This is a genomic window from Paenarthrobacter nitroguajacolicus (genome assembly GCF_029952445.1).
GTDB classification, from domain to species: Bacteria; Actinomycetota; Actinomycetes; order Actinomycetales; family Micrococcaceae; genus Arthrobacter; species Arthrobacter nitroguajacolicus_B.
Genome location: NZ_JAQPPK010000024.1, coordinates 1 through 15,143, shown reverse-complemented (window position 1 = coordinate 15,143; position 15,143 = coordinate 1). Strand labels below are relative to the sequence as shown.

The window sequence follows — 15,143 nt, the reverse complement described above, 5'->3', positions numbered from 1 at the left end:
CCTCGATGTTGATCGGCGACTACTTCACTCAACCAAAAAAGGTAAGCTTCCTTAGTACCCTAGGGGCCGGGAATCCCGCTTGCAAAGTCAGTGCGGCAAGGTAACGCGATTACAGCTGGCGGACAGCGGCCTAAAGACCTCGGAGGAAGTCCGGCCTGTGATCAAACCCGTGGCTGGTGAGACCGTAGAAAACAGGCAGGATCACGAAAATCACCGATGCGACCAACGGATGGACGAGGACACCTACCGTTCCCGCCGCGAGGTACAGCACCACCCCGGCAAGGGCACGTGGTCGCTCGCGCGCGAAGTAGGAACCCTCCACTTCCTCCTCGGTGAGCTCAGGATGGCGTGCCAAGTGCGAGAAGAACACCAGCCATGACAGGCACAGCAGTGCGCCGACAATCGCGTACAGCGCGACCGCGACCCGCTCGTCGGCCAGATTACCAGTCTTGGCTGTATCGATGATCACGGCTGTCGGCCAAGGCAAAAGGGCGAGCGTGGCGAGGATTGCCAGATTGGCCCACTGTAGGCCGATATCCATCTGCCGAATACGGGAGAACGCGGATTTGTGATTGAGCCAGATCTCGGCCAGATAGATGTAGGAGGCCGCATACGCCAGATAAGCGGGCCATTGCCCCAGCAATCCAGCCAAAAGCCCGCCAGGCTCGGTCTCTGGCGGCGTGAGCTCAAGGACCAGGAGCGTGATGACTATCGCGATGACGGCGTCGCTGAACGCCTCGGCACGGCTGCTATCCGAGCGTGTCACCCTCCGCTCCTAAACCTGTGCATGAGGTGGGTGCACAGGGGCGGCTTGCGTCCTCTATCCGCCGTCACCGGGAAGCTTGTAGGCGAGCACGTCGATGTTCTGTATGTTCGGTTCCGCGCTGAACAGCTCTGCTCCCTGAGCGGCAAGTGCCTGCCCGACTCCCCCAGAGAGGTGTGTTTGGCGGGCCTCGTCATCGGGGAAAACGTCAAATACTCCGAAAGTCGATTCGTCAAACTGGAGGGCGAACCAAGCGCGTGTACCCGGCTCCTGTTCAACGACCGAGCGCCCGGAACGGAGGAAATCCGCGACGTCCTTCTCCTTGCCGGGTTTGGCTTTCAGTATCACCGACAATGCAACCTCAATCATGCTCCATCACCCGGCCCGATCTGACGTATTCCGTACTGCGAGACAATTTTCATGGCGAGCCTCCTTGGAACGGTACTCCGGTGAGGATGGTGCGGACCGAGCTAACCTCGTGGCACCTCCTCAACCTATCGAGGGAGCGGCGCGACGCACTGCCAGTGCAAGGTTCGCCTTCGAAGAACTCCTGCGGTGGCGTCAAGAACGAGCAAACGGACGATCCAGCGATGACTAATTGCCAGGACGCGGGCATATTGCGCGCTTCCTTACAGGGTCTACCCAGCTCCTGCGAGCTCCCTGAGCCTGCCGCTGTCAATGGCCATTAGTTTCTGCCCACGGGCGGCCAGTTGATGTGCCTGCTGGTGGCCAGTAAAACTGCCCGATGATGGCCAACAGATCTGCCCACTGAGGGTTCTCGGCGGGGTTGTCCATTGTTGGGTGGTGTTAGTCCAGTTGGGTGACTCCTTTTCCTGCGAGGGCGTGGGTGAGGCGGATGGAGCCGCCGCTGGTTTGGCAGACGTGGGCGTGGTGCAGGAGCCGGTCAACGGAGGCGGTGGCGAGGGTTTTGGGCATGAGTTCGTCGAAGCCGGCGGGGTGCAAGGTTCGAGGAGATCGCGACGGAACGTTTTCCTATGCTGCGTCGACGACCCGGTAGAGTCCTTCGGCGGCGTCGGTGGCTACGGGCAGCAGACCGATGTCATCGATGACGACGAGTTCGGCGCGGAGGATTCTGGTCACGGCTCGGGTGACGTCGTCGTCGGTGCGGTGGGCCCGAATCAAGGCGCCAAGGTCTTCTAGCCTGAACCAGGCGACCCGCATGCCGGCCTCGACTGCTTGTTGGCCGAGGGCTTCGAGGAAGAATGTTTTCCCGGTTCCCGAAGGCCCGCAGACGACGAGGTCTTCCCGGCGGGTGATCCATTCCAAGGTGCGAAGGGCTTGTTGAGTAGGCGCGGGCATTGAGGAGACTACTGGGTCCCAGGCGTCGAAGGTTTTGCCTGTGGGGAACCCCACTGCTTTTGCGGCGGGTAGCGAGCATGGACGGTGCCCGGCCGGCGGTTTCCTCCGCGAAGAGGGCTTTGATGACCTCGAAGGGTTCCCAGCGCTGGGCGCGTGCGGTCGCGATCAGTTCCGGGGCAAGGGCCCGGGCATGGGGCATTTTCAGTTGCCGCATCAACGCTTCCAGCTCCGCTGGCAGTGCCGGTGCGCTGGTGTCCGGGGTTGTGACCGGGCTCATCAGGGCCCTCCTGCAAAGTGATGGGTGTGGTGAACGGACGGGCACCCATGGCTGCCCTGGCGCTGGTGCCCTGAGTCAGGGAAGTGCTCTCGTTAGCGGCGTGGGTGGTGGTGCGGGACTTGGCGGCCTTCAGGATCGAGGCCAGATCCCCGTGCGCGAAGCGCCCCGGAAGGCCGCGTTGCCTAGAGCTTTGTCGACTTCGATAGTGCCGGCAATTTTGGCCAAGGTCACCGCCTCGGCCATCTTCACGTTCATCCGTGCGGTGCCAGCAGCGGCGGCCTCGAGAAGCCCCTTCACCGATGGCCAGGAACTCGGCCTCGTCCGCGCTGCGCGCTTTGACTGCATAGTCACCCGGGATCCTGGTTCTGGTTCCCGGGAAGTGTTCATCGGCCATGGCAGGGCTGCCTGGTCGTGCCCGGTGATGGCGGGCGACCTCAACGGGACCGGCGGCGCCGTGATGGACGATGATGATCTGTTCATCTGGGCCGGCGCCATGGGTGCGGACAAACACCCGGGACCCGAGCAGATGCGCTGGAACGGAATACTGAGCATTCTCGAACGTGACCATCGGGGTGTTCTCCGGAACCGTGCGGGCCAGCCCGAACGCGACCGTGTGCGCTGCATCGGGGATCCGGTGCTGCATCGGGGATCCGGTGCTGCCTGGATTGTTCCTCAGCCAGCGCTGCGGCGGGTTTGCGCCGGATGGTGCGGTGCTCCCGGTTGTTCACCTCGTCCATGAACGCCTCGCAGGCCGCCTCAAGCTCGGCAAAGGAGCCGTAGTCTGCGCACAGGTTCGTGTCTTTGGGAACGAGATCGGCTTTGGCCAGCTTCACCGATGCTTCGACACCGCCTTTGCTCGCCGGGTCCGCTGGTTGACAGGTCAGTACCGTGACCCCGTAGTGGCGGGCGAAGTCCAGGGTCTGCTGGTTCCGCACCGGCACCCCGGCAACGTGGGCCGTGGTCACAGTCTTCTCGTTATCGGTCAGGACGTAGGTCGGAGCCCCGCCCAAGACCCGGAAGCACCGGTCCAGGGCGGCGAACACGCTCGGCGCGGTCCGGTCCCGCAACGGGATCACAAGCCGGAACCTCGAGAACGCCAACCAGGCAACGAACAGGACGGTCTTCACCCTATTGATCCGGGGCCCGTCACCGAAGTCGTACTGCAGCCACATCCCCGGCTCGGTAATCCACGGCCGGTGAACCGCACGTGACCCAACCGCCACGCGGCCTTGGCCCGTGCAATCGCCCGTCGGGCCGAACGTTCCGAACCCTCATAGCCCATGGCCAGCAACTTTTCGTGGGCTCTATCGGCGCGGATCCGGCCTTTGGACGACTCGACCCATTCCTCAATCTTGGGCAAGAACCCGTCCGTGACACGGTCCCTGGCTGCGGGCTCAGCGATCGGGCGCCCTGCGTCCAGGGCAGCAACATGCCTGGCAACAGTGTGATGGGAACAGCCCGTCAGTTCCGCGGTTGCCCGCAACGATCCAGTCAGATCGTAGGCAGTAAGTATTTCCATGATTTCTCCGTCAGACTTCATACAGGGCCTCTTTCTGGCGACTTTGGTGCGCTTAGACACCGTCATCAAATCCCGGGAAGAGGCCCCCACCGCTCAAGACGCGGTCGGTTCAGTAAGAAAGTGGGCAGATCTCATGGCCACCGATGGGCAGTTTTTCATGGCCGCTAACAACCTGGAGCGCTCATCTGCGTCGGGACGGCGTCCCGCTCGCTTGCGTGGTGCGCTTCGAGGATACGGCCAAGAACCATTCGATGGCACTCGCCGACCATTGCCGCCGAACTCTCACCTCGAAATGCCCCTGCACATCTAGAGCGCTTCCGGATCCGCGTCATGTCGCTACTGCCACTCACACGCATGAGCAGATGTAGGCGCAAGGAGGGACCGACCCCGGCTACCGCTTCGCACCCCTCATCGACCACATGCTCGGAGCCGGCATCATCGCAGGCTGGAACACCAACAAAACCACCGCCTACCGGAACAACTTCCACATGCCATGCCACAGTCGGCCTAGCGCCTCCGTTTTTGGACACGTAACCGTTTGACTCGATCGAACAGCAGTATTGGCTTGACGGAAGGATCGGAGCCTCTACCACGGGATAGGGAGCATCTGCGAGGACTTCCGTGACAGGAAATCCAGACGTTTCGCGTATCGGTCCGGTTTAGCTGGGACCTCCGCGGGCAAACCCCGCCAGGACGGCGTCACCCAGGCCATGCCGCAATCTCCGGGACGGCTTCCCGTGGGCGTTGTCGGGGTCCTGAAGGTAAGCGAGCCAGTCTCCGTAGTGGGTGATGTCCTTTCCGGTCGCGGCTGCCAGGGAGTCGCACGCGAATCCGACCGCCGTCGTGCCGTCGGCGAGTTCGACCCGTCCCAGCAGCATAGGTTCCGGCAAGTTTGCAAGGAAATTTCCCAATCCTCCCTCGGACACGAACCAGCGTTCACCCACCAGTTCGGCCCCTTCGGACGAGCGGTACATTCCGGGCTTCGGCGGATTCGTGTCAAGGGCGACCATTCGGTATCGGGGTGCTGTCCGAACGGGCCCGTCCCACACGCCGCCAAGTTCCTCCAGCTGTGGAGCCAATGGCTGGCCCCGGCGGTGCGCCCCAATCACCACCAACGGAACAGCCACTGCACCCGCAGCCACTGGCCAAGGAAGGGACGACGGCGGCCTGCCGCCTTCCACGCAGGACTCCCCTGCGGCTCCGGAAGCAAAAAGCTCGGGCGGAGCGGGTGTGATTTCGAGGCTACGGGCAAGTTCGGCAACCACGGCATCGTCGAATGTCCTGCCCACCACGGTTAGCCCGAACTGGGCACCGTCCACCTCCCCTGCCGGGACGGCCACCGCACACAGATCGAACAGGTTGCAGAAGTTGGTGTAGGTGCCCATCAGCGAATTCACTCCGACGGGATCAGCGGCTACTTGAGCAATTGTTGGGTGGAAGGCTGTGGTGGGAATCAGCAGCGCATCGAAGCCGTCGAGGGCCGCCAGGGCCTCCCGTTTCAGCGCTTCCAGCCGGGCGGTGTCGCCAACATAACGATGCGCCGGCACGTTGCCGGCCGCCCCGATGATGGCCGCAACAGTGGGATCGATGTCCCCGGAAGCCTTGGTTCCGGCGTCGAGCGTTTCCAGGAAGCTGCCCACCGCGGCGTAGCGTTCGGCGACCAGGCCGCCGTCGTACAGCAACCGGGCTGCCTCGAGGAAGGCGTCGAATCCGATTGGTTCGGTGTCCACACCGGAAGCCTGCAGCCGGTCTACGTGGCGGGCGAACTCGGTCGCCCAGGCTTCCGGGAGGGCCGGAAGGGCCGCCGGGTAAGCCACCCGGGGTCTCTGCGGCGCGGCGAGCCGGATGTCCGCCGGCCAAGCCCGCGAGTTTCCGGCCATGATGCCCATGGCCAGTTCGGCGGTGGCCAGGTGCCGGGCGAAGATGGTGACGGCGTCCCAGGACCGGCAGGCAGGCACAACGCCGACGGTAGAGACGACATCCAGCGTCGGTTTGATACCCACAATGCCCTGCAGGCCTGCGGGGACTCGGCCGGAGCCTGCAGTGTCTGTTCCGATCGCTATGTCCACCAGTCCGAGGGCAACGGCAACAGCGGAACCGGAACTGGAACCACCGGAGATGTACTCCGGGCGCCGTGAGTCCCGAACTGCACCGTAGGGGCTGCGGGTCCCCGCCAGGCCGGTGGCGAACTGGTCCAGGTTGGTTGTCCCGAGCACGAGTGCGCCGGCTGCCCGGAGACGGGCAACCGCTTCCGCGTCCTCCGTCGGTGTATAGGCAAAGCCGGGGCACCCCGCCGTAGTTGGGATTCCGGCGACGTCAACATTGTTCTTCACCGCCAGCAGGAGACCGGCCAAAGGCAAGTCCGCGCCCCCGGCAACTGCGGCGTCAATGCGCGCCGCCTCGGCCAACAGCTCCTGCGGTGTCCGTAGCGTGATCCAGATTTCGGGGCGGTCCACCGTGTCGATCGCTGCCAGTGCGGCATGCACACGGGCGGTAGCACTGCCGTTCATAACCGTGTTCATACTGCTGCTTCTTCCAGTTCGGGTGCTTGCAGGTCGTCGCCGTCGGGCTCCAGCTCCATCCCGCCGAGCACCACAACCGCTTCCCCGGCTACCACTTGGGATCCGGCCTTCGGGAGGACACGGAGCACCACGCCATCGCAGGGGGCTTCAAGGATGGTTTCCATCTTCATGGCCTCCAATGACACCAGCGGCTGGCCCTTCGCTACCCGTTCGCCTTCCGCAACGTCCACTTTCCACACACTGGCAGCGAAGGGCGCCGAAACCAGGGAACCGCCTTCGGGGACTACAGCCTCCTCTACAGCGGGGGCCTCAATGCCGACCAATGCTTCCGCACGGTCGAACTCGCCGGCATCGGCCCATGCCTGCCGTTCCACTGCGAAGGCTGCGCCCTGCTTCTGGCGGAATGCCTCAATGGACTCGCAGTTCTCAGCCAGGAAGGTCTCGTGCTCGGCCAGGGAGAAGGTGCCGTCTTCGATTTCCACGCCGCGGCCGCGGCCGGCTGCCATGTCGGCCCGGAGGTCCAGGAGTTCCTCTGGACTGACCGGGTACCAGGAAATGCGGTCGAAGAAGCGAAGCAGCCATGGCGATCCAGGCTCAAAGGGCGCAGAGTCCGCGTACCGGGACCACACTTGGGTGGTGCGGCCAACGAACTGGTAGCCGCCGGGGCCCTCCATGCCGTAGATGCACATGTACGCCCCGCCGATTCCCACCGCGTTCTCCGGGGTCCAGGTGCGGGCCGGGTTGTACTTGGTGGTCACCAGCCGGTGCCGCGGATCCAAGGGGGTGGCCACTGGCGCGCCGAGGTACACATCCCCCAGCCCGAGGACCAGGTAGTCGGCGTCGAAAACCGTATCAAAGACATCATTGACGGAGTCGAGGCCGTTGATCCTGCGGATGAACTCGATGTTCCATGGGCACCACGGTGCGTCATCCCGAACACCGGCCATGTACCGTTCGATGGCCTCGCGAGTAGCCGGATCGTCCCAGGAGAGCGGAAGCCGGACCGTCCGGCTCGGGACCACCAGTTCGGAGCTTGCCGGGAGCACGGCTTCGACCTCCCGAACCACATTGAGCAGCCGCTTCGTGGACAGAACAGAGGGGTCAACCTTGATCTGCAGCGACCGGATCCCGGGGGTCAGGTCAACGATCCCGGGAACCCGAAGCTGTTCAAGGTGCTGGTGCAGAGCGTGGACCCGTGCGCGGAGCCCAAGGTCCAGTACCATCTCACCGTATTCGACCAGCAGGTTGTCGTCGCCGGAACGACGGTAAGTCACGGCAGGCCTGCCGTCGACCTCCGGCGCCCTGCCCAGTACGCCGTCGTCGCCGTCGCCGCGGGGAGGACGGCTGGTAGTTCCCGTCAATGACGACCATGCAGTATCCCCCGGCAGCACCAGCTGGCGGCCAGGCCCAAGGTCCTTGGCAGAGGGGGCTTGGGTGACTGTGACCGGGACAAACCTGACTTTGTCCCCTGGCCGAAGCTGGCCGAGCTTCCATCGATCTGCGGTGACTACGGTGACCGGGCAAACGAAGCCGCCAAGGCTGGGGCCGTCAGGCCCGAGCAGGATGGGGGTGTCCCCGGTGAAGTCCAGGGCGCCCACTGAGTAAGCGGTGTCGTGAATGTTGGAGGGGTGCAGCCCCGCCTCGCCGCCGTCGGTCCGGGCCCAACGCGGCTTGGGTCCGATGAGCCTGACGCCGGTGCGGGCCGAATTGAAGTGCACCTCGTAGTCCGTGGCGTACAGCTCCTCGATGTCCTCGCGCTGGAAGAACTCGGGGGCACCGTGCGGCCCCTCGACGACCGTCAGTTCCCACGTGGAGGTGAGCGCGGGACGGCTGTCCAGCGGAACAACCGCCGTCGGTACATGCCCGACGGCGGAGATCACCGTACGGAGCACGTCACCGGCACGCAGGACGCGCCCGGCGTGGCCACCGAACTGGCCCAGTGTGAAGGTGGAGGCACTGCCCAGGTATTCGGGCACGTCCAGCCCTCCTTGGAACAGGATGTAGCCTCGCAGGCCCCTGCCGTTCGCCGTGCCGACGTCGAGTGTTCGGCCTGCCGGCACAGTGACCGGTGTCCAGGCGGGTACGTCGCGCCCGTCAACAGTGACCGCAACCTCGGCCCCGGTGACACAGACGGTGGTGGCATGGGTGAAGGTGAGGCTCGGCCCTGTCATGGTGAACTCAAGGCCGGGCGCGCCCTCGGCGTTTCCAAGTGCGGTATTCCCCAGGCGGAAGGAGAGATCATCCATCGGTCCGCTCGGCGGCACGCCGATCTGCCAGAGACCGGTCCTTCCGGGCCAGTCCTGGACACTCGACTGCAGTCCGGGGCTGTTAACGGTAATACGTGGTTCAGGATCCCCCACGTTGTCCAGGGTGCTGGTGGAGTGACTGACCCTGCGGACCTCATCCAGGTCGGCGGCGGCACGGAGCATGCCCAGGTTGGTCTCGATGCCGTCGATCCTCGTGCTGCGAAGCGCCAGGGCCAGCTGGTCGAAGGCGGCCGTCCGGTCCGTGCCCGAAGTGATGATTTTTCCGAGCAGCGGATCGTAGTTGGTGGAAACCTCGGTTCCGGTCCCGGCCCATGCATCAACCCGTGCTGCTTCCGCGCCCGGGTAGGTGGCGTTCGTGATGATGCCGGCGCTCGGCTGGAAGCCCCGGGCCGGGTCCTCGGCATACACACGCGCTTCAACGGCGTGGCCGGTCACCGGCAGGGCGTCCGGGACGTCGGCGAGGACGGCGTCGGCTTGCGCGCCGCCTTGGGCGAGGCGCAGCATCCACTCCACCAGGTCGACGCCGGTCACAGCTTCGGTGACTGGGTGCTCGACTTGGAGCCGGGCATTGACTTCCAGGAAGGACGCTTCCTGGCGCGTGGAGTCGTAGACGAACTCGACGGTGCCGGCGGAACGGTAGGAAAGGGAAGCGCAGAGGGCACGGGAGGTGCGGTGGAGTTCTTCACGCAGCTCATCCGGAAGGTCGGGCGCAGGGGCTTCCTCAAGGACCTTCTGGTGCCGTCGCTGGAGGGAGCAGTCCCTGTCGCCAAGGCTGACGACGCGCCCCTTGCCGTCGCCAAAGACCTGGACCTCGATGTGCCGGGCGTTTTCCACATACCGTTCGGCGAAGACGCCGGCGGTCCCGAAGCTTGCGTCCGCGAGGCGGGCAACACGGGGAAAACTCTCCGCGAGTTCTGTTTCGGAACGGCACACGGTCATGCCTATGCCGCCACCACCACCGGTGGCCTTGAGCATCAGCGGGAACCCGATCTCCTGGCCTGCCGCGACGGCGGCGTCCACATTCTCCAGCAGCCCCGACCCGGCGATCATGGGCACCCCGGCCGACCGGGCGGCGTCGCGCGCGGTATGTTTGGTGCCGAAAATCCGCAGCTGCGCGGCCGTGGGGCCGACGAAGACAAGCCCGGCCGCCTCCACGGCTTCGGCGAAGCCTGCGTCCTCCGACAGGAAGCCGTAGCCGGGGTGGATCGCACCGGCGCCGGTGGACCTGGCCGCTTCAAGGATCGCGTCGACGCGCAGGTAGGAGTCTTTGGCGGGTGCCGGCCCCAGGAGGACGGCTTCGTCGGCAAGCAGGACGTGCTTGGCGCCCCGGTCTGCTTCCGAGAAGACCACTACTGTCCGAAGTCCCAGCTTCCTGGCGGATTCGATGATCCGGCAAGCGATTTCGCCGCGGTTGGCGATCAGGAGGGTGTCAAAGGTGTTCATCGTGCTGCCTCCGGTCGGGTGACAATCATGCGGGCGGGCGTGGGGTGGAATCCGTTGCAGGGGTTGTTGATCTGGGGGCAGTTGGAGACAAGAACCAACGTGTCCATCTCGGCGCGCAGGGCAATCCTCTTGCCGGGGGCGGACAGCCCGTCAACTATGCCAAGGGCGCCATCGGGGTCTACCGGGACGTTCATGAACCAGTTGATGTTGGACACCAGGTCTCGTTTTCCCAGGCCCCAGCGCGAGCCCTCGATGAGGAAGTTCTCCACGCAGGCGTGCTGTTCGCGGGTGTGCTGGCCGTAGCGGAGGGTGTTGGATTCCTGCGAACAGGCCCCGCCGATGGTGTCGTGGACGCCAACTTCATCCGCCACCACGGTCATGAGTGGCGCGCCCGTGTCCGCCCTGAGGACCGAACCAGTGGTCAGGACAATCGATTCCTGGGCCGCGATGGTAACGGCTGCCGAGTAGCGGACCGCGGTGTCTCCGGCTGCGTAGAGGAGGCAGTCCACCGCCTGGTTGCCTTCCAGGTCCACAATGGTCAGCACGTCCCCGGCGGCCACGACTGCCGACCAAGGGCCACGCGCCTGAACGAACTCGTCCAGAATCACAGGGCCGACGGCAAGGGCGGTTTCGGAGGCTCCAGGAAAGCTCTGGGTGGTGATTGCTGTGGTCATCGGGCGTTCCTTGCGGTGAGGTCGTGTTCGGTGTTGCGGAGAGCCTGCAGGTGCTCCGGGGCGAGCGGGCCGAGCAGGGTGCCGGCTTCCAGGGCGACAAGGTCCTGTGGCGCCTGCCAGGCAGTGATGTCCACGGCCGTGCCGCTGAACGCGTCCCGCGGATCCAGCGGATGGGCGGTGTTGGCGAGGACCAGAACGGCGTCCATGTGGAGGAGCAGTTCGACGGCGGCACGTGGCCCCGAGCTTCCGGTGAACGTGATGGTGCCGCTGGGGTCCACCTTGATGCCCTTGAAGAAGGAGATTGACGGGGCAACATCCCGGACACCCAAGCCGTTCTTGAGTGCGCCCAGGGTGAGCAGTTCACGTGCGGCCGGTGAGGCACTGTGGGGACTCCCGGCTCCGTACTTCGCGGTGTTGCCGGCCAGCGTGGTGGCACCCGTCAACGCGTCATGGTGTGCGGAGCTGTCAGTGACGATCGTGGCCATGACCCGGCCAGCATCAGAGAGCAGCGGATGTCCGGCAGCGGGATAGGCCTGCCAATGGACTTTCACGGTGTCGGCCACGTTGAGGCGTTCATGCAGTGCACCACCGCGGTAGAGGAGTGTGTGCACACATGCGTCCCCGCCGACGTCGGTGAGCTTGACTCTGGTGCCCCGCGCCAGGGCCAAGGTGGTGTACCGGCCAAAAGCGAGCGATTCCGCCCAAGTGGGGACCACGCCGTCGGGCGCTGCGTCCAGGAGGTGGGCGGGAGCGGATGCGGCAGGTACGTGGCGCATTGCCTTGGCAGTCCTGCCGTGCTGTTCCCTGGCATGGGCGCGTGCGCCTGCCGTGGTGGCTGTGCCTGCGGGGCGATCGGTTACTTGTGTCATGTCAATCCTGTGCTGGTTTCTTAAGGTCAGGGGAATTCGCGGCTTACGCCTTGGTTGCCAATGTCCGGCGCCTGACCCAGAGACCGAGGACCAGGACCAGCGCCACCATGAGCGGTGCCGAGTAGAGGAGGACCGGGTTCTCGCCTGTGGGGTCATACACTTCCGGCCTGGGCCAGGCCAGGTTGACCACCATCACGGCGCCATAGAGGACGGCGAGGATGTTCACCGGCAGTCCCCAGCGGCCCAGTGAGAAGAGACCTGCGGGGGTGGTCTGTGCAACCTGACCCCAGTCACCGCGGAGCCGGTTCACCAACTGCGGCACGGTGACCATCAGGTATGCGAGGTAGACCATCACGATGCAGACGCTGCTGAGCGTGGTGAACAGCGCTGCATTGCCGACGTTGATGGCCAGCACGGCAACAGCGAGGGCGCCGATGGCGATGGACGGCCACATGGGCGTGCCGCGGGATGGGTGCACTGAGGAAAGAAGCGCGGATGCGGGGAGCTTGCCGTCGCGGGCCATGGAGAAAACGAGGCGGGAGCCTGCGGTTTGGATGGCCAGGGTGCAGACGAAGATGGCAATGGCCACATCCACCAGCAGGACCTTGCCCCAGAAAGTGCCAAGGACTGCGGTGAGGACATAGGGAAGGCCTTCGGTGGCGAGCCGGCCGTCGTCGAGGCTCGGTGCGGCCATCAGGGCGGTGATGATCATGAGGGCACCGCCGATTCCGGAGATCAGGAGCGCCGAGAGGATGGTGCGTGGCGCCGTCCGGCGGGGGTCCTTGGTTTCTTCGGACAGTTCACCTGCCGAATTGAAGCCGACCATGACGTAGGCGGCCATCAGGCCCGAAACCAGGAAGGCACCCACAGCGCCAAGGTCCGAGGACCGGAGCACGGTGGTGTCCGCCACGACCTCCGGACCGCGTTGAGCCGCGCTGATCAAAGCAAGCACGACGGCGGCCACGCCGACGATTTCGCAAGTAACGCCGACAGAGTTCACGTGGGCCATGAGCTTCACACCAAGGGAATTAATGATGGTGGTAGCTACCAGCAGCACGGCGCCCAGGACGACTGCGTTCGAGGCGCCCGTGACCGTGTTGAGGGCCGGATCGCCGCCGACCACCTGGAAGCCGTCCCAGAGCTGGGGCAGGACCACCTGCAGGGCAATGGCAGCAGCCGCGGCGGTAACGACCTGGGCGATGGCCATGAACCAGCCGGCAAACCAACCCACCGCTTCACCGCCCATCCGGCGCGCCCACTGGTAGACGGCTCCGGAGAGCGGATAGCGGGCGGCGAGTTCAGCGAAGTTCAAGGCGACCAGGAGCTGGCCAACCAGCACTACGGGCCAGGTCCAAAAGAACGCGGGGCCGGCAAATGAGTAGCCGAAAGCGAACAGCTGGAAGATCGTGGTGAGGATCGAGACGAACGAGAAGCCTGCAGCGAACGAGGCGTAACGGCCGAGTTTGCGGTGCAGAGTGGGCTCGTAGCCAAGTGACGTGAGGTCCGCATCATCCACATGGACGGCTGGAACTACGGTTGAGGTCATCGGTTTCTCCGGGGCTGGAACGGGATGAAGGGTAAAAACCGTCCGGCACTGCAGCGCTCGGCCGAAAGCTGCTGATTACCGGTCAATTGATAGTTTTCCAGTGCGATGTCCCCAAACAGTTTCACCTCTGTAAAAGGCGCATAGACATCCTGTTTCGGTTACATTTCCGCTTCCTCACCACCTTGGAGGCAGCGGTTCCGCGGAGTCTAAGGCGGGCAGGCGGGTGCAAGAATGAGGGGTGACTTCAGCCGGACCGGGACGCCCACGTAACCAGCAACCATCCCGCCCCGGCGCCACCGCCAGGGAAGAAATCCTCGACGCAGCGGCAGAACTCTTCACCACCCAAGGCTTCGCCAACACCTCCACCCGCTCAATTGCGGACGCCGTAGGAATGAGGCAGTCCTCGCTGTACCACCACTTCAAAACCAAGGACGACATTCTCAAGGACCTCTTGGAAAGTACGGTGGCCGCCAGCCTGTCGTTCGCGAAGGCTGTGTCCGGCGTTTCCAGCGGTTCAGCGTCCGCCGAGGTGGTCTTGCACGCCCTTGCGCTCTACGACGGCACCCAACTCTGCAGCTCCCGCTGGAACCTGGGTATCCTGTACCACCTCCCAGAAGCCCGCGGTGGTCAATACGAACAATTCCTGGCAAGCCGGCGCGAACTTCGCGCGATCTATGGGACTCTGGGAGTCCTCGCCAGCGCTCCCTCCGCGGGCGCGGCCGGGAACCCCGGAGACCTTGTGTTCCGCCTCATCGAATCGCTGGTGAACCTGCGCGCGGATGGGCTGGTCCTTCCAAGTTCACCCCTCGAGGCCGCAGACGCCGGACTCATCATCTGCGGACGTGGCAACGAACTGCCGGCAATCCGGACGCAGAGTGCGCTGATTATTGAACGAGTCAGTGGAGGCCTGGAGGACTTTTAGCGGCCCGGGGACGTTGGCGCTGCGCCGCTCCGCCCGTTCTTGCTGGACCCGGCTTGGTGGCCGCGTCCTTGCTCCCACACGGAGGTCAGCGCTCGCAGGGGATCGACCAAGCCTTCCACAACCCCGGGCGGGATTTCGGCAAGCAGGGCATCTTCGAGGGCGAGCTGGGCGGGGATCACCTCGTCCACCAGCGCTGAGCCAGCGTCCGTGAGGACGAGCAGGGACGAGCGGCCGTCGGCCGGGTTGGCCGTCCGGCTCAGCAATCCCCGAACCTGGAGGGACTTCAGCCGCATGGTGATCGCGGAACGCGGGACAAGCAGCGTGTGGGCCAGTGTCGTTGGGCTCAGAGGTTCGTCCGTGCGGCGCAGCGCCGAAAGCACGTCCAGCTCGCCGCGGGTGAGCCCATAATCGGCGAGGAAAGCGTCACTGGCCTCGAGGATGAGACGGGACGCGCGCAGCACGCGGTGGATCACACCAAGGCTGGCGAAGCTCAGGTCGGGGCGCAGCCGGGCCCACTCACGCTGCATCCGATCCACGACGTCGCCGTGATCGGAAAGTACGTCCGGGTCCTGATCCATCCGGCTCCTCCCACCCCGCCGCGGTCAACCACAATAGTAATTCACAAGTGTAGTAACCTTGAAGTACTTCATTCCTGTACTACTTTGGGAGGTTAGAATGACGCAAGCCACCGCCGCACGGTCCTGGTGGGCGGCAGTCTTCGACCTGGGCCCGCATGCCGGCGCCCATTGGACCGCCCTCCGCGCCAGCCTGGCAATCTTCGTGCCGCTGGTGGCTTGCCTGGCGTCCGGCCGCGGCGATCTGCTGCTGTATGCGGCGATCGGCGCCTTCACCGCCCTTTACGGCCGACACGAGCCGGTTCGGTTACGCCTGGCCATGCAGGCGCAGGCGGGCGTGGTGCTGGTGGTCGGCGTCGTCGTCGGCGCCCTGGTGGCGACCGTCCCGTTCAGGCTCTGGCTGCTCGTCCCGGTCGCGGCCGCCTGGGCCGGCGTCGCGGTAGTGC

At 64.9% G+C, this 15,143-nt stretch carries 9 protein-coding genes and 3 pseudogenes; 2 read left to right on the top strand and 10 right to left on the bottom strand.

The window, feature by feature from the left end; genetic code table 11:
- Positions 1-130: 130 nt before the first annotated feature.
- The 9 genes and pseudogenes from PJL15_RS16720 to PJL15_RS16675 form a co-directional block, all read right to left on the bottom strand.
- Complete coding sequence (locus PJL15_RS16720) at positions 131-766, bottom strand: TMEM175 family protein (protein WP_281452268.1); 636 nt, start codon at positions 764-766, stop codon at positions 131-133.
- A 54-nt stretch (positions 767-820) separates the two neighbouring features.
- Positions 821-1,132: a putative quinol monooxygenase gene (locus tag PJL15_RS16715; RefSeq protein ID WP_281452267.1), complete on the bottom strand. Its 312-nt coding sequence runs from the start codon at positions 1,130-1,132 to the stop codon at positions 821-823.
- A gap of 438 nt (positions 1,133-1,570) precedes the next feature.
- Positions 1,571-2,083: pseudogene (locus PJL15_RS16710) on the bottom strand (ATP-binding protein).
- Positions 2,084-2,403: 320 nt separating this feature from the next.
- Positions 2,404-3,900 (bottom strand): annotated as a pseudogene (gene istA, locus PJL15_RS22635) (IS21 family transposase); the annotation flags it as partial.
- Between the two features lie 638 nt (positions 3,901-4,538).
- Positions 4,539-6,401 (bottom strand): allophanate hydrolase, encoded by a 1,863-nt coding sequence (gene atzF / locus PJL15_RS16695; RefSeq protein ID WP_281452264.1) that lies wholly within the window; start codon positions 6,399-6,401, stop codon positions 4,539-4,541.
- The gene (gene uca, locus PJL15_RS16690) at positions 6,398-10,111 is read right to left on the bottom strand and encodes an urea carboxylase (RefSeq protein WP_281452263.1); all 3,714 of its coding nucleotides are present in this window, start codon (positions 10,109-10,111) and stop codon (positions 6,398-6,400) included. Before uca ends, atzF begins: the two co-directional genes overlap by 4 nt.
- Entirely contained in the window at positions 10,108-10,785 is a 678-nt protein-coding gene (locus tag PJL15_RS16685; RefSeq protein ID WP_281452262.1) for an urea amidolyase associated protein UAAP2, read from the bottom strand. The genes uca and PJL15_RS16685 overlap by 4 nt, the downstream gene beginning before the upstream one ends.
- The gene (locus tag PJL15_RS16680) at positions 10,782-11,654 is read right to left on the bottom strand and encodes an urea amidolyase associated protein UAAP1 (protein WP_281452261.1); all 873 of its coding nucleotides are present in this window, start codon (positions 11,652-11,654) and stop codon (positions 10,782-10,784) included. Before PJL15_RS16680 ends, PJL15_RS16685 begins: the two co-directional genes overlap by 4 nt.
- Before the next feature lie 43 nt (positions 11,655-11,697).
- The gene (locus PJL15_RS16675) at positions 11,698-13,200 is read right to left on the bottom strand and encodes an amino acid permease (RefSeq protein ID WP_281452260.1); all 1,503 of its coding nucleotides are present in this window, start codon (positions 13,198-13,200) and stop codon (positions 11,698-11,700) included.
- Between the two features lie 238 nt (positions 13,201-13,438).
- Between PJL15_RS16675 and PJL15_RS16670 the strand changes: the two genes are divergently transcribed.
- Positions 13,439-14,122: a TetR/AcrR family transcriptional regulator gene (locus PJL15_RS16670; protein ID WP_281452259.1), complete on the top strand. Its 684-nt coding sequence runs from the start codon at positions 13,439-13,441 to the stop codon at positions 14,120-14,122.
- On the opposite strand, the gene PJL15_RS16665 is transcribed toward PJL15_RS16670, so the two are convergent.
- Entirely contained in the window at positions 14,119-14,700 is a 582-nt protein-coding gene (locus PJL15_RS16665) for a MarR family winged helix-turn-helix transcriptional regulator (RefSeq protein WP_281452258.1), read from the bottom strand. The genes PJL15_RS16670 and PJL15_RS16665 overlap by 4 nt on opposite strands.
- Before the next feature lie 97 nt (positions 14,701-14,797).
- On the opposite strand from PJL15_RS16665, the pseudogene PJL15_RS16660 reads away from it, so the two are divergent.
- Positions 14,798-15,143 (top strand): annotated as a pseudogene (locus PJL15_RS16660) (hypothetical protein); the annotation flags it as partial.